Origin of the sequence: Lachnoanaerobaculum sp. MSX33, from assembly GCF_000512995.1 — a bacterium.
Taxonomy (GTDB): domain Bacteria; phylum Bacillota; class Clostridia; order Lachnospirales; family Lachnospiraceae; genus Lachnoanaerobaculum.
Window position 1 is genome coordinate 1 of sequence record NZ_AZXX01000001.1, and the last position, 15281, is coordinate 15281.

At 37.2% G+C, this 15281-nt stretch carries 15 protein-coding genes, 3 tRNA genes and 1 pseudogene; 13 read left to right on the forward strand and 6 right to left on the reverse strand.

All coding sequences use genetic code 11. From position 1 onward, the window contains the following. Positions 1 to 273: 273 nt before the first annotated feature. A complete protein-coding gene (locus HMPREF1495_RS00005) occupies positions 274 to 744 on the reverse strand; it encodes a hypothetical protein (protein ID WP_034211017.1) in 471 nt (156 codons plus the stop codon). A gap of 102 nt (positions 745 to 846) precedes the next feature. Further along, complete coding sequence (locus tag HMPREF1495_RS14175) at positions 847 to 981, reverse strand: hypothetical protein (protein ID WP_007594806.1); 135 nt, start codon at positions 979 to 981, stop codon at positions 847 to 849. A 711-nt stretch (positions 982 to 1692) separates the two neighbouring features. On the opposite strand from HMPREF1495_RS14175, the gene HMPREF1495_RS00010 reads away from it, so the two are divergent. Continuing rightward, positions 1693 to 2790 (forward strand): DUF4236 domain-containing protein, encoded by a 1098-nt coding sequence (locus HMPREF1495_RS00010; protein WP_034211019.1) that lies wholly within the window; start codon positions 1693 to 1695, stop codon positions 2788 to 2790. Between the two features lie 17 nt (positions 2791 to 2807). After that, complete coding sequence (locus HMPREF1495_RS00015; protein ID WP_034211021.1) at positions 2808 to 3821, forward strand: Ig-like domain-containing protein; 1014 nt, start codon at positions 2808 to 2810, stop codon at positions 3819 to 3821. A 198-nt stretch (positions 3822 to 4019) separates the two neighbouring features. Here HMPREF1495_RS00015 and HMPREF1495_RS14370 read toward each other — a convergent pair. Further along, positions 4020 to 5338 (reverse strand): annotated as a pseudogene (locus HMPREF1495_RS14370) (IS1634 family transposase); the annotation flags it as partial. 196 nt (positions 5339 to 5534) lie between these two features. Between HMPREF1495_RS14370 and HMPREF1495_RS00025 the strand changes: the two are divergent. Further along, positions 5535 to 5607, forward strand: a tRNA-Thr gene (locus HMPREF1495_RS00025). A 34-nt stretch (positions 5608 to 5641) separates the two neighbouring features. On the opposite strand, the gene HMPREF1495_RS00030 is transcribed toward HMPREF1495_RS00025, so the two are convergent. Both HMPREF1495_RS00030 and HMPREF1495_RS00035 read right to left on the reverse strand, forming a co-directional pair. Then, the gene (locus tag HMPREF1495_RS00030; RefSeq protein ID WP_034211023.1) at positions 5642 to 6625 is read right to left on the reverse strand and encodes a biotin--[acetyl-CoA-carboxylase] ligase; all 984 of its coding nucleotides are present in this window, start codon (positions 6623 to 6625) and stop codon (positions 5642 to 5644) included. A 30-nt stretch (positions 6626 to 6655) separates the two neighbouring features. Beyond that, positions 6656 to 6728: transfer RNA gene (locus tag HMPREF1495_RS00035), tRNA-Arg, on the reverse strand. 120 nt (positions 6729 to 6848) lie between these two features. On the opposite strand from HMPREF1495_RS00035, the gene HMPREF1495_RS00040 reads away from it, so the two are divergent. From HMPREF1495_RS00040 to HMPREF1495_RS00060, 5 genes are read left to right on the forward strand one after another with little or no spacing between them, the layout of a single operon-like run. Continuing rightward, positions 6849 to 7652, forward strand: coding sequence for a hypothetical protein (locus tag HMPREF1495_RS00040; RefSeq protein ID WP_034211025.1), 804 nt, complete (start codon positions 6849 to 6851; stop codon positions 7650 to 7652). 1 nt (position 7653) lies between these two features. Beyond that, positions 7654 to 8679 (forward strand): tRNA preQ1(34) S-adenosylmethionine ribosyltransferase-isomerase QueA, encoded by a 1026-nt coding sequence (gene queA / locus HMPREF1495_RS00045; RefSeq protein WP_034211028.1) that lies wholly within the window; start codon positions 7654 to 7656, stop codon positions 8677 to 8679. 23 nt (positions 8680 to 8702) lie between these two features. Next, complete coding sequence (locus HMPREF1495_RS00050; RefSeq protein ID WP_034211030.1) at positions 8703 to 9296, forward strand: L,D-transpeptidase family protein; 594 nt, start codon at positions 8703 to 8705, stop codon at positions 9294 to 9296. Between the two features lie 57 nt (positions 9297 to 9353). Then, positions 9354 to 9830, forward strand: a complete 477-nt coding sequence (locus HMPREF1495_RS00055; protein ID WP_034211032.1) for a GNAT family acetyltransferase — start codon at positions 9354 to 9356, stop codon at positions 9828 to 9830. Then, the gene (locus tag HMPREF1495_RS00060) at positions 9827 to 10306 is read left to right on the forward strand and encodes a GNAT family N-acetyltransferase (RefSeq protein WP_007594787.1); all 480 of its coding nucleotides are present in this window, start codon (positions 9827 to 9829) and stop codon (positions 10304 to 10306) included. Before HMPREF1495_RS00055 ends, HMPREF1495_RS00060 begins: the two co-directional genes overlap by 4 nt. 51 nt (positions 10307 to 10357) lie before the next feature. Here the strand turns inward: HMPREF1495_RS00060 and HMPREF1495_RS00065 are convergent, their stop codons facing one another. Continuing rightward, positions 10358 to 11260, reverse strand: coding sequence for a selenium metabolism-associated LysR family transcriptional regulator (locus tag HMPREF1495_RS00065; protein WP_034211035.1), 903 nt, complete (start codon positions 11258 to 11260; stop codon positions 10358 to 10360). A 195-nt stretch (positions 11261 to 11455) separates the two neighbouring features. Between HMPREF1495_RS00065 and HMPREF1495_RS00070 the strand changes: the two genes are divergently transcribed. From HMPREF1495_RS00070 to recR, 5 genes are all read left to right on the forward strand, one after another. Continuing rightward, positions 11456 to 11528, forward strand: a tRNA-Lys gene (locus tag HMPREF1495_RS00070). Positions 11529 to 11669: 141 nt separating this feature from the next. Continuing rightward, positions 11670 to 12752 (forward strand): 6-phosphofructokinase, encoded by a 1083-nt coding sequence (locus HMPREF1495_RS00075; protein WP_007594782.1) that lies wholly within the window; start codon positions 11670 to 11672, stop codon positions 12750 to 12752. Between the two features lie 11 nt (positions 12753 to 12763). Beyond that, positions 12764 to 14323 (forward strand): DNA polymerase III subunit gamma/tau, encoded by a 1560-nt coding sequence (dnaX, locus tag HMPREF1495_RS00080; protein WP_034211037.1) that lies wholly within the window; start codon positions 12764 to 12766, stop codon positions 14321 to 14323. A gap of 10 nt (positions 14324 to 14333) precedes the next feature. After that, positions 14334 to 14678 (forward strand): YbaB/EbfC family nucleoid-associated protein, encoded by a 345-nt coding sequence (locus tag HMPREF1495_RS00085; RefSeq protein WP_034211039.1) that lies wholly within the window; start codon positions 14334 to 14336, stop codon positions 14676 to 14678. Next, complete coding sequence (gene recR / locus HMPREF1495_RS00090; protein ID WP_007594776.1) at positions 14678 to 15274, forward strand: recombination mediator RecR; 597 nt, start codon at positions 14678 to 14680, stop codon at positions 15272 to 15274. The genes HMPREF1495_RS00085 and recR overlap by 1 nt, the downstream gene beginning before the upstream one ends. Positions 15275 to 15281 lie beyond the last annotated feature (7 nt).

The window sequence follows — 15281 nt, forward strand, 5'->3', positions numbered from 1 at the left end:
ACTTGATAAGTGAAGGGTAATATTTAGTAAAAACATAGTAATAATGTGACTTTCAGCCACTTTCATGGTGTTGGCATGAATAATCTAGGTTTATTTATAAGGCTTTGGAGGGTTTATATATATGACTAAGTGTTGTTGTTGAAGACCCGAAAATGCAAACAGGATATTGAAGGGGAAAGTTAGAGGTTAAAAGCCATATATAAATAGTAGAAAGAGATGCTGAAATATTACGAGTTTAATCGCTAAATAACAGCATCTTTACTTCTAATAAGATCATTTGTCAAGATTACCAAGTGCATCAAATAGGTCTTTAAATCCCTGCGCAATATCTTTTGTAGCATTTGTTACATCTTTAAATCCTTCAACAATCCCATTCATTGAAATATCAAACAAATCTTTCATAATAAGTTGTAATACATATACCTCAAAATCGTTTGATGAACTGAAAGTTGCATCGTCGGCATCCCAATACCAGTTTTCGTCAGTATCAGGAAAAAATCCCCAATCTCTGGTGTATACAGCAGATGTAGTAAATACAAGTCCTGTTTTTCCGGGATCCATAACTGATGTTGATATAAGAGCGACTATATCATCACCGGATATATCATATGAAAAGTATTCTTTTATTCTGGAAATAGTATTGTTATCTAGATTGTAATAGGGTATGACGCTATACCCGGAAGCATTCATTAGCGCAGGAACATAACCTGTTATACAATCTAACATTTCTTGTTTATTGTCCATTGTATTATACTCCTTAGTAATATAAGAATATAAGACTGTAACAAGTAATTAAATGCTACAGTCTCAAGTGATTGTTTCAGAATAAATTAAACAGACAGAAAATTATAAAACCTCGTAAGCTGTTCCATATGTTGCCATAGCTTTGGCCTTTGCCTCTTGGATATTCTTAGCATCAATAAGAACATTCTGTACTTTGCCGGTTTGTCTGTCTTTTAGACGTATTGTATACTTAGCCATAATGTACCTCCTTAAAATCCTTTAGTACATTATATATATATATATATATAGTCAATACTTTTATAAAAAATATGACAGAATTTTCTATTCCATTTTTATTGAACATATATAAGATAGAAAATACTAAGAGACAGTAAATAACTGGAGTTTAGAGATAGATTTATATTATTTTATGTAGTAAATTAATAAAGTATTAAATACTTGTGATATAATGTGTATGTGAGCATACAAATGAGTATGCAACACAAAAATCAAATTAAAATGGAGAAATGTGGCAATGTGTGAGGCATTGGATAAAATAGAGGAAATCGGAGTTAAAAAGGGCATTTTGATCGGTAGAGAAGAAGGCAGGCAGGATACTGGGTGTAGATCAGGGTGAAGATTTAGTGTCCAGGCTAAACGGTATTTTAGCAAGAGAAAGAAATATAGAAAAGATTCTTAAGGCAAGCGAAGATAGGGAGTACAGAAAAGAATTGTTGCGAGAGTATAATCTTATATAATTGCTTAGATTTTATTGAAGTGTAAAACCTTTAATGGGTTTGTGTAGTTTTAGAAGATAGGGTTTGAAAAAATCCTATCTTTTTTATTTCAATGATGAATAGTTGAAATAAACTTTTTATCCATATTTATTACAAAAAACAAAAGAAATATTGAGGAATAAATTGCCGGATGATATAATTTTCTTAAAATTATTAGTAGATGGGGAAATAAATGGGATTACGTTTTAGGAAAAGTATTAGGATTTGCAAAGGTATGAAGTTAAACTTCGGGAAAACAGGTGTAGGTGTTTCTTTTGGAACGAGAGGTCTGCATTATACAGTTCATTCAAGTGGAAGAAGAACCGCTTCTGTAGGAATTCCCGGTACAGGAATATCGTATGTCAGCTCAAGTGGAGGTGGCAGGTCTAAAAGAAGTAGGGCAGGTGCATGTGTAAAAGCACAAAGAGCGATTCAAGTACAGCAACAAAAAGAAGAAGAATATAACAGAAATTGTGAAATGGTAGATGATTTTAACGAACTTCTTGATATGATACGTTCCATTCATGAAGAATGTAGTGAGACAATAGACTGGATTTCACTGAAAAATAAACCTGAGCCGTTCAACAATATGTTACCGGGCCCGCATGAGGAAGAGGCACTTAGAAGTTTACATGATGCCAAGCCGGGATTTATAGGGAAACTTATACCTGCTGCGCATAACAATAAAATGAAAAAGCTTAATGACGCTGTTTTGGCTGCCCGAGAGGAAGATAAGCAAGTATATGAGGATTGGGAAAATATGAAAAAGCTTGCAACACAAGTTCTGTCAGGGGAGATTGACAGTTATTTTTATGTTGTTTCTGAAATGCATCCGTTTGATGAGATATTGGATTACGGAAGTGACTTTAATATAGGTACAGATATACCTAATATTTTAGAAGTGGAGTTTCACGCAAAGACTGATAAAGTGGTGCCTAATCACGTTTTAGAGATTACAAAGACAGGAAAGTTGTCTTCAAAAAAGATGACGAAGACAATGCACTATGATATAGCTCAAGACTATATTTGCAGCTGTGTTTTAAGAACAGCGAGAGAAGTATTTGCGTTATTACCTATAGATAGTGTAGTTATTCATGTCGTGGATAAAGTTCAGCCTATAATCGGAAATGAATACGAGGATACAGTGCTTTCTGTTCTTATAGACAGAAAGAGATTTGAACAGATAAGCTTTAGCGGAATAGATGCCTCCGATACTATAGAAATGTTTAAGTGTAATATGAGCTTTAAAAAAACAGGCGGTTTAAAGCCGGTAAAGAGGGTTGAATTTTAGATACTGAGGAATGAGATATGAAAATTTGCAGAAATTGTAAAAAGTTTATAGATAATGATGCTTTGGTCTGTCAATACTGCGGTTGTGTAAACAGAAATGATAACAGTGTAACTAGAGGTAATATTGAAAGAAATACTCAGGCTCCAAGAAAAAAGAGTAAGTTATGGCTGTGGGTGCTCGGTTGGATGTGTTTTTTTCCAATACCGCTAACTATACTTGTTGCAAGAAGTAAGAAGCTTAATAATGTGGCAAAAGCGGTAATATTGATATTGTTTTGGGGTATTCTTATTCGTGTCGGAACAAAAAAAGAAAAGCCCGGTGATATAACCGGTACAACTGAAATTGTAAGGGAAATGCCTTCACAAGATGATACAAGCGGTGAAAGTATGTCACAGGAGAGTACCGCTGTTGAAAGTACACAGGAGACTCAGACACCTGTAACGGCACAATCAATAAGTTTTGTTGAAATAAAAAACGTTATGAATGTTGGAGATACTTGGCAGGCTGTAGCAATTATCTCACCTGAGAATACACAGGATAAAACAGTTGTTTGGACTTCAAGTAATGAGGCGGTTGCTACTGTTGACAGGGAAGGTAATATTGCAGCATTAGGTGGCGGTGTGACAACAATTACCGCAAAAACATCAAACGGTATTGAAAATTCTTTTGATATAAGCGTTGAAGAGCATAAGGATGTAGATAAGAGATTGATGCAGGTGATTACTGATTGGAACAGAACCGACGACAATAATATCGGACATGAGTGGTCATATGATATAAGAATCAACGGTGAAAGAGCTAAAGGAGAGATGGAAGTGGCTGTAGGTGACAATATTTCTTTTTCTGCAAGAATGGAGGAAGAAGATACAAAGCCTGATATAGGTTCGGAATCGGCTTCTCATATAGTTACAAAAGAAGACATTATGAACGGATTCAGCACTTCACTTGAAGTGGTAGTAACTGAAAACGGTGGAAGAAATAAAGGTAAGAGCGCACACTTTGTAGTAACATATAAGTTTGTCCCGAAATAAATAAGTTTGTCCTCCTTCCTTGACTTGACCAGAATAAAAAAGTATAATCACATCTTCAACAGTTGGACAGTGGAAAAGTGGCTTAAAATCCTGTATTTACAAGGTTTTAGCCACTTTTTTCTTCTTTGCAAAAAATGTTGTATGGAACGTCTAGGTTGAAATTTTTTTTATTTTTTTATTTAAATCTTTTGGCTGGTATTATTTTTTGTCTAACCCAAGGTCCATTATAGCATTTAATGCCGTTAGAACTTGGGAATTATTATATGTCGACATATAGCATACATCTTCTAAGTTAGCTACTTGTATGTTGCTTAGAGTTTTTATAATACTGTCTACAGTAAAGCATGTTCCATACATATCAAGTTTCTTTTCCAGAAGTCTATATATAAGGAGTGCTGTATAACAGATCATAAAGTGTGCGACTATACGCTCTCTCTTTTGATGAAATACAGATCTGGCTGAGAAATTGGTTTTCATTACTCTGAAGCAGTCTTCTATTTTATATCTGTTTGAGCTGATATCTAAGATATACTTGGCCAAATCGTTAAGATTCGTTGCCACTACATAGAATCCGTCATACTTCTCTTCCTCATTGATAACATCAAGATTAAGCTCATATGTATCTACAGTTTCCTCGCCTGAACGTGTAGTTGTAGTTCGCTTTATAAAACGTGTTATGTCATTTGCTCCTTTTTTATAGGCTTCAGGGTCTATGTTTGTAAGGAGTTTTTTTGCTCTTTCAATCTGACGATTACGTACAAATCTTTGGTATTCCATCATCTTTCTTGAGAATGATACAATAATCTTTTGAGGAATTATGGCCTTTGACTTAATCTTCCTAACAGTGCCGTTCTTGCACGTCTTCTCTTCATATAGTCCCAGGTCAAAAGCTTTATCAGCAGGTATAATCTTATATATTCTATCTTCATAAAGTGATGCGTTAGACTTGTCAAATCTGTCATTTGCTTTATAGTTGCCGGTTTATCATTAGATAATAAGCGATAGTCAATATCACTAAAAACAGCTCCTTTTAAGGTGTTGGAAAGCATATTTATAGATTGTGTGACGATAAAAGCTCTACCGCCCATTGAATTAAAGTTCCTTATGTTAAAAGAGCCTAAGCCTGCATCAGCACAATAAATAAACTTTTTCACTTTAAACATAGTTATAAGCTTTGGCTCTAAAGGAATAGCAGTGGTTTGCTCATTATCTGAACCAGATGTAATACACATAGACAGCGGTATACCGTCTTTATCCATAAATAATCCCATTTGTGCAATAGGATTTGGCCTATGTTCTTTGCTTACACCATATTTTCTTAAACTTTTAGTTACCTCACTGGTTACTGCATCTACATAGTCGTCATCATTTGGTTTTGTTTCAAAGTAATAGTTTGAACAGTCATAAAAGCATACAGAGGTATCTCTTTTTACTATCTTAGTACTGGCATCATATAGATGAGAGATATATTCATCGTAATGATTGTACATTATATCAAGCGTACGAAGGAGCGGGATCCTGTGATTTTTTGTCATACCAAAGTTTCATACTTTATTATATCACATAATATAACAATAAAATAAAGAGAATTTAACAGCAAGAATCCTTTATTTATAAGGCTTTGGAGGGTTTATATATATGACTAAGTGTTGAAGACCCGGGCATCCAAATCGTATTGACAGCAATTTGTGTTTATGCTACTATTACATAGATGCTGCTGTGGCACAGGTGGTAGCGCACCTCATTGGTAGTGAGGAGGTCACGGGTCCGAGTCCCGTCAGCAGCTTGAGTATAACCCTTGATTTTACAAGGGTTATTTTTTATATATAACCATAGAGTCCTCGTACGCTGACTTCACCGCTGATAATTCTTTTTATTTTTCCTTCGGCATTTACAAGCAAGGCACCTGTTTCATCGATTCCAAGTGCGACGGCTTGATAACTACCTTTAGGGTCAAGAATCTTCACGTCTTTACCGATATTTGCCAAATGCTTTTCATAATTTTCTTTAAGTACGCTCATATCCTCTGTTTTTAAAAAAGTATTAAAGTTCTTATAGAAGTGATATATAATACCTGCAATCAATTTAGCTCTGTCCATTAAAATACCGGTTTCCAGTAAAAGAGATGATGCCATATCTTTTATATCATCAGGGAATTCCTTATTATTAACATTTATACCCATTCCTGAAATAATGTATTTTATACCGTCCATATCGGAGCTCATTTCCGTAAGTATACCTGATATTTTCTTTGAATTTATGACTATATCATTCGGCCATTTGATGGTGGTGCTTATAGGGTAAAGCTCTTCTATAGCATCACAAATGGAGATGGCGGTTACAAGGGTGATCATAGAAGCCTTTTCTACAGCAATTTCAGGCTTTATACAAAGGCTCATAAAGATACCGGTTCCGGCAGGTGAACTCCAACTTCTTCCCATTCTGCCTTTTCCCAAAGTTTGCATATCGGCTACTACAAGGAAGTCGGAATTTATCTTGTCTGCCATCAGTCGGGCATAGTTATTGGTGGAGTCGACTTCATCCAGATATATTATCTGTGGTGCATTGGAGAGTTTAAAAGAATTTATATTTTGCTCTATTTCCACTTGATTTAGAATATCGCTTTTTGCCAAAAGAAGATAGCCTTTGTTATTGACGGATTCTATATTGTATCCGTCTTTTTTTAATGCGGAAATAGCCTTCCATACGGCAGTCCTTGAGACACCCAGACTTTCTGAAATATCTTGACCGGATACGTGAATGCTATTTGATAATAAGATTTTTAAAACTTCATTCTTTAACATATTTCTCCTTATATGTCATATAAAAAATAATGTATCAAGTGGGATTCGAACCCACAGTCTTCAGAGTCGGAGTCTGATGCGTTATCCAATACGCTATTGATACAAACAAATATTACAAAATTATATCATTTTTTATAATAAATTGATAGGTGCTTTTTGCAATAATATTTGATAAAATAATACCGAAATCAAAAGGTTATAAATTAATTATAAAGAGGCATTTATGAGAAATAAAAAAATAATAACAGGAATAGGTATGATGGCAGTGATGATGGCGGTTGCTACGGGCTGCAGCAATACAAGCAAGGCGGTAAGCACCGAGGAGACCACTACAGTTGCCGAGTCTACCATGTCTGAAGAGGAAAAAGTATTATCGGATTATAAAACATATGGTATGCAAAAGGATCCGATTCCGGGAATTATAGAGCTTGTGAAGGCATATCAGTATGCAAAAGTAAATGCGGATGCCAGAAGAATGTACAATGTTTTTGGAAGAAGCGATGAGGACGGACTTGCGGATTTGCAGGCAAAACTTACAGATGAGGCAAAGGTATACGAATCATTTGATGATACTGTTACCTATGTGACAAAGGGATATGAGGATAATTCATATGTGGTATTTATCAGTTCAAATGTAAAGTTCCATGATATTGATACAAAGGCACCTATGCTTACATGGGCATATGTAAAAGAAGAGCCTAAGGATGCTTTTTATATGGTAGAGACTGATAAGTTGACTGCTGAAGAGAGGCAGTATGTGGATGAGGTTTCCAAGTCGGAAGATATTATTGCTCTTGATGCACAGATGAGAAAAGACCTTGCAACGGCAGTAACAAGTGATATACAGCTTGGAACACTTTATTCTATTTGGGTGCAAAATGCGTCTACAAATGAGAGCGGTGCTGCAGTGGAAACTTCAGAGCAACCTACAGAAACAACTGTTGAGGAAAGTACTGTGGAAAGTATTACAGAAACAAGTAAAGAGGAAGCCAATGTATCCATATCGGAGACAAAGAGCGGAAACTGATATGGATGTAAGAGATTTTTGGTATGATTTACCACAGGAACTTATAGCACAGGATCCGCTTGAAGACAGAGCTTCTTCAAGGCTTTTGGTACTTGATAAAGTAAGCGGAGATATCAGTCATAAGCATTTTTTCGATATTATAGATTATTTAAATGAGGGTGATTGCCTGGTACTTAATGAAACCAAGGTAATACCTGCAAGACTTATGGGTGTAAAAAAGGATACCGGAGCGGCAATAGAAATACTTCTTTTAAAGAGAAAGTCAAAGACCGCCTGGGAATGCCTTGTAAAACCCGGAAAAAAATGTAAGGTCGGAGCGAAGATTGATTTCGGAGACGGAGTACTTTCAGGAACAATAGTGGATATTGTGGAGGAAGGTAACAGAATAATCGAGTTTGAGTTTGAAGGGATTTTTGAAGAAATCTTGGATAAGCTTGGAACCATGCCGCTTCCACCATATATTACGCATGTGTTGAAGGATAAAAACCGATATCAGACAGTATATGCAAAGAATGAGGGATCTGCTGCGGCACCTACGGCAGGTTTGCATTTTACAAAGGAGCTGCTTGAGAAAATAGAAAAAAAAGGTATCAGACTTGCAAAGGTTACGCTGCACGTGGGGCTTGGTACTTTCAGGCCGGTAAAGGTAACGGATGTGAATGAGCATCATATGCATTCCGAGTTTTTTCAAATCTCAAAAGAGGCTGCAGATATCATTAACAGTACAAGAGAAAACGGTAAAAGAGTAATTTGTGTGGGAACCACAAGTACCAGAACTATAGAAAGCGCGGCGGATGAAAACGGACATCTGGAAGAAAAGTCGGGGTGGACAGATATTTTCATATATCCCGGATATAAGTTTAAGGTTTTGGATGCTCTTATTACAAACTTCCATTTACCGGAGTCAACTTTGGTAATGCTTGTGAGCGCATTGGCAGGAAGAGAAAATATATTGCATGCTTATGAGGAGGCTGTAAAGGAGAAATACAGATTTTTCAGCTTTGGGGATGCGATGTTTATAAATTAAATATATTTTTAGAAAGGTTTTTTATGAAGATGAGAAAAAGCATTGTGGCATTACTTGTTTTATCAATGATTATCGGATTGATGAGCTTTAGTGTATACGCCGCAACAGTAAGAAAGGTAACTACAAGTAATTACACACCGCAGCAGAGTGAGCCTGCCACAAGAATCTATGTAAGCAAGACAAGCAAGGAGCTTACACTTATAGCCGACAATAAGGTAATAGGTAAGTGGCCATGCAGTCTTGGAGAGTTTTCAGCAAACGGAACAAAGCAAAAGCAGGGGGACAGAACAACTCCGAATGGCGATTATTATATCTGTGTAAGAAATGATAAGAGTGCATATCATTTATCTCTTGGACTTTCTTACCCTGATAAGGCGGCAGCCGACAGAGGATTTGAACAGGGAATTATTACACAGGAAGAAAAGGATGCCATCTACACAGCTATTGATAAGAAGGTATGTCCTCCATGGAATACAGCACTTGGCGGTGCAATAATGATTCACGGAAATTATCAAAAAGGTGTACCTACAGCAGGTTGTGTTGCTGTAAGCAATGATGTAATGGATATTATCTGGCCATATGGACAGCTTGGAATCAAGGTTTCGGTAGGACCATAAAGATATAGGGCATGTTATAGGCTTTGTCTATAATATGTCTTTTTAAATGGAGAGAATATGAATATTAGGAGAGCAAAATTCTCAGATATAAACAGGCTTCTTGATATATATAAAAAAGCAAGAGAATATATGAGAGCAACGGGCAATCCACATCAGTGGAAGAATTCTTATCCAAGTAAAAAGCTTGTAAAAGACGATATAGAGAATAAAGTATGCTACGTAATTGAAAGAGGAGGTCATATTTGTGCCTGCTTTACATTTATGAAAGGCCGTGAAAAGAGCTATGAGCGTGATTTTTCATGTGGTAAAGACTATGGAATAATACATAGAGTGGCGAGTGATGGAATTGAAAGAGGAATTGTAAGAGAAATAATAAATTTTACAAAGAAAGACGGACTGTTGAGAATAGATACACATGAGGACAATATCACAATGCAAAGAGCTTTGGAAAATAACGGGTTTAAAAAGCTCGGTATTATATATCTGCATGACGGAAGTCGCAGGATATTATATGAATTAAAGGAGGAGTTATGATCAGACATGTAAAAGCGGAGGATTTGGACAGACTGGCTGAGATAGAAGCTGCATCTTATCCTAAAGCAGAGGCGGCAGGTAGGGAAAGCATAAAAAAGAGAATGGAAAGTTTTCCGGAGTGCTTTTGGATACTGGAAGAGGATGGGATTATAAAGAGTTTCATAAACGGTATGGCTACAGATGAAGAGGACCTTACCGATATTATGTATGATGATGCCTCTATGCATAAAGAAAACGGGGATTGGCAGATGATATTCTCCGTAGTTACGGAAAAGCCTTACAGAGGTCAGGGGCTTGCAAATCAGGTGATGAATAAGGTAATAGAGGATTCCAAGGCAAGGGGAAGAAAAGGAATTGTACTCACCTGTAAAGACGGACTCAGATTATTTTATGAGGAATTCGGTTACAAGGATGAAGGCATATCACAGTCAAATCATGGTGATACTATCTGGTATAAGATGAGAATGACATTTTAGGTGGAATATGGAAGAGCCGGTGAGATCGAAGTGATTTCATCGGCTCTTGTTTTATTTGTAGATACCTTCATCTATTAAGTTTTGTACATAGTCAAGGAAAAGCTTAATTGTCGGATGGGATTTTTTTATGTTCATATAATGTAATGAAAAATGTCTCATATTTGCATTATCAAGCGGATATGTTATCACCTTGTCGCTATCCAATAAATTCTGAGTGGAAAATCTTGAGCAGATACTTATGCCCATACCGTGAACTATCATCTGCTGTATGGATTCAAGGTCATTCGTCTGTGCAATTACATTCAAATCGCTTTTCTTTATACCGAGCCCTTCAAGAAGTTTGCTGGCTACAAACTGGGTGCCTGATCCGTTTGATCTTAAGATCATAGGATATTTTAAGATTTCGGATATCTTTGCACGGCTTTCTTTAAGCTTTTTATACTCCTCTGTGGCAGGTGTAACAAGCATAAGATGATCGGGACATACTTTCAAGCTCTCACAAAGCGGTGAGCTTATGTCTTTGCCGGTGAAAGCTATATCAACGCTGTCACTAAGTAGCAGTTCCGCAATTTCATCACTGCTTCCCTGCCAGATACTGAAGTGCATTTCGGGGTATTTTTTCTTAAAACCTGCAATGATTTCCGGCAAAAGATATCCTGAAGGTATGGAGGAAGCACCTATATGTAACATACTTTTAGATGACTGCTGCAGTGAGAGCACAGCCTGATCCTTAGTCTCCACTATTTTTCTGGCATAGGAGAGAAATGTCTCACCCTCAGGTGTAAGAGTAATGGACTTTGTAGTTCGTAAAAGCAGCTTTCTTCCCAAATCATCCTCTAAGTTTTGAACATGTGAGCTTATAGTTGACTGTGACAGATATAAATATTTTGCAGCCTGTGAAAAACTCTTTAATTCGGCTGTGGCCACGAAAGCCTCCAATTGTCTGAATTCCATAAATTATCTCCTTTAATATAATTATAGGTTTATTTATAGATAAAGTCAATAAATGGTTGTGCAAGATTAGTTAACTGTATAAAAAGAAAAATAAAAATAATTTCAAAGTTTTTTAAAAAACATGTTGACAACAACTTTTATATATTGTATTATATCGAAGTGTTCAAAAAACACAGAACACAAAAAAATAAAAAAGCGCCTTTAGCTCAGTTGGTAGAGCAGTAGACTCTTAATCTATTTGTCCAGGGTTCGAGTCCCTGAAGGCGCATGAAGGTCCTACTTGATAGACAGTGAGCTATTGGGAAGGGCTTTTTTTATTGTATAATGAATAAAATTAGGTTATAATTAAAGACAATGCTTAAATGCAAAAGCAGTGAATTTGTTTCGACTTTGTGCAAAGGAGTTATATATGCTGAGAGTTGGTATGCTAACAAGTGGAGGAGATTGTCAGGCCTTAAACGCAACAATGCGCGGTGTGGCAAAGAGTCTTTACAAATCTGATAAAGAGGTGGAAATAATAGGTTTTCTTGAAGGCTACAAGGGGCTTATGTATGAGGAATACAGAGTAATGAAACCTTCAGATTTTTCGGGTATATTGACAACGGGCGGAACTATGCTCGGAACCAGTCGTCAGCCTTTCAAACTTATGAGAGAGCCCGATCAAAACGGATTGGATAAAGTAGAAGCTATGAAGTCCACATATAAAAAGTTGAAACTTGATTGTCTTGTGGTGCTTGGTGGAAACGGATCACAAAAGACGGCAAATCTTTTAAGTGAAGAGGGCTTGAATGTTATCGGACTTCCAAAGACTATAGATAATGATCTTTACGGTACGGATATGACATTCGGTTTTCAAAGTGCAATGGAAATAGCTACAAATGCTATTGACTGTATACATACTACAGCAGCTTCTCACAGCAGAGTCTTTATTGTAGAAGTAATGGGGCATAAGGTGGGATGGCTTACACTGTACGCAGGTCTTGCAGGCGGTGCGGATATCATTTTGATACCTGAGATACCTTATGATATCAAAAAAATAGCCGAGGCTATAAAGATAAGAGAAAAGGAAGGCAAGAAGTTTACCATACTTGCAGTGGCAGAGGGTGCAATATCAAAGGAAGATGCGGCCCTTTCAAAAAAAGAATTAAAAAAGAAGAAGCTGAAAGATGCAGGCAGATATCCTTCCATAAGTTATGAAATAGGAGATATGCTAAGTGCCGAGACAGATGTTGATGTAAGAGTGACGGTTCCGGGACATACGCAAAGAGGCGGAGACCCGAATCCTTATGACAGAGCTCTTTCTACAAGGCTTGGTGCGCATGGAGCCGAACTTATACTTGGAAAAAAGTTTGGTCGCCTTGTGGTATTAAAGGGCACAGAGGTTACAGATATTGCTTTAAATGAGTCTGCCGGTAAATTAAAATATGTAGATCCCGAGTCTTCACTTGTAAGAGAGGCAAGACTTGTGGGAATAAGCTTTGGCGACAAATAGAAAGGAAGCAAATGGCTTATACAGCATTATATAGGAAGTTTCGACCTTCAAATTTTGATGAGGTAGTAGGTCAGGAAGCTATAACAAGAACTTTAAAAAATCAGTTAAAGACCGGAAGAATATCACATGCATATCTTTTTTGCGGAACAAGGGGTACAGGAAAAACAAGTATAGCCAAGATAATGGCAAGGGCACTCAATTGTGAAAATCCCACAGATGCGGGACCGTGTAATGAATGCCCAACCTGTAAGTCAATATTAAGCGAAGCTTCCATAAATGTAGTGGAAATAGATGCGGCTTCCAATAACGGTGTGGACAATATAAGAGATATAAAGGAACAGGTACAATATCCGCCAACTTTCGGAAAGTACAAAGTGTTTATTATAGATGAGGTGCATATGCTTTCTACAGGAGCATTCAATGCACTTTTAAAAACTCTTGAAGAACCGCCGCAATATGTTATATTTATTCTGGCAACCACAGAGGTACATAAGCTGCCGGTTACAGTGCTGTCAAGATGCCAAAGATATGATTTTAAAAGAATAGGCATCGACACCATATCGGAAAGGTTAAAGAGCCTGTGTAAGAGTGAAGGTGTTGATATAGAAGACAGGGCGCTTGAGTATATTGCAAAGTCTGCAGACGGAGCTATGAGAGATGCACTCAGTCTTTTGGATGAATGTATTTCGTTTTTACAAAATGAAAAGATAAGCTATGAAGCGGTACTGGATATACTTGGGGCTTCAGATATAAGCGTATTTAATGAGCTTTTGGACGGAGTACTTGAGGGCAATACTATAGAAGTGTTGAATCTTTTGAATAATTCCATAATAGACGGAAAAGAGATAGGGCAGTTTGTGACGGATTTTCTATGGTATCTGAGAAATATTCTGATACTTAAGTCCACACAAAATGACAGTTCGCTGGTTGACATGTCGGACCAGAACTTACAAAATTTAAAAGAAAAAGCAAATACTGTTTCCAAAGAAACTCTTATGCGGTATATTAGAAATTTGTCGGAGCTTTCCAATAAATTAAAGACGGCTACACAAAAAAGAGTTGTGGCGGAACTTGAATTTATAAGACTTATGACTCCTGAGATGGAGGATAATCTGGACAGTGTGCTTGAGAGACTCTCAAGACTTGAGTCGGGAGTAAGGCCTGTTAACACGGTACAAAGAAGTCCGGAAGAAAAGGCGGATATCACGATAGAGGATGAAGTCATAGAGCTTCCGAAGGCGACCTATGATGATTTCATGGCAATAAAGAAAGAATGGAACAGCATAGTGGAACATCTTGGCGGTAAGGCAGGCAGTGTATATAAGGAAGCTGAGATAGAGCCGGTAAAAGAAGGCGGTATAGATGTTATTTTCTTTAACAAGATGTTTTACGATATGGGAAATAAGGAGACGACAATCTTAGATTTGCGTACATTTTTAAGTGAAAAATACGGAAAAGATATTGCAATCCGGATTTCTTTAAGAGAAAATAAGATTGTAAGAAACACAAGATATGTTTCGATAGACGAGATAAAATCTGTTATAAACACAGACATTATTATAGAACAGTAAGGAGATATTTATGGCAAAGCGTGGCGGTTTCGGTGGAGGCATGATGCCCGGTAATATAAATCAGTTGATGAAGCAGGCTCAAAAGATGCAAAAGCAGATGGAAGAGCAAAGTGCGGCCTTTGAAGGTAAGGAGTTTAGCGCAAGTGCCGGAGGCGGTGCGGTAAGCATTACCGTTTCAGGTAAAAAGGAAGTCACAAAGGTATCTATAGATAAAGAAGTGGTAGATCCTGACGATGTGGAAATGTTAGAAGATTTGATAATGGCGGCTACAAATGAGGCTCTAAGAAAGATGGAAGAAGAGCATTCCGCATTGATGGGCGGCATTGCAGGTGGAGCAGGAAAGTTGCCATTCTAATGGATTATTACAGCAGTCATATCAGCAAGCTTATAGAGGAACTTTCAAAGCTGCCGGGGGTGGGAGCAAAGTCCGCACAAAGGCTTGCTTTTCACATAATTGGAATGTCAAGTGAACAGGTAGAGTCATTGTCAAGGGCAATAAAAGATGCCAAGGGCAATGTGAATTATTGCAAAGAATGCTATACCTTGACAGACGGAGAAGTCTGTCCTATATGTGCCAGTGAAAAAAGAGATCATAAGACCATAATGGTAGTGGAAAACACAAGGGATTTGGCGGCATATGAAAAGACCGGAAAGTATAATGGAGTATATCATGTTTTACACGGGGCAATTTCACCTATGCTTGGAATAGGTCCGGCGGATATTAAGCTGAAGGAACTGATAAAAAGACTCGAGGGTGATGTAGATGAAGTTATAATTGCCACAAACTCCACACTTGAGGGTGAGACTACGGCAATGTATATAGCAAAACTTGTAAAACCCACAGGTATAGAGGTGAGCAGGATAGCAAGCGGAGTCCCTGTAGGCGGGGATTTGGAATATATTGACGAAGTGACTCTGTTGAGGGCACTTGAGGGAAGAAGAGCACTCTAGGGTGCAA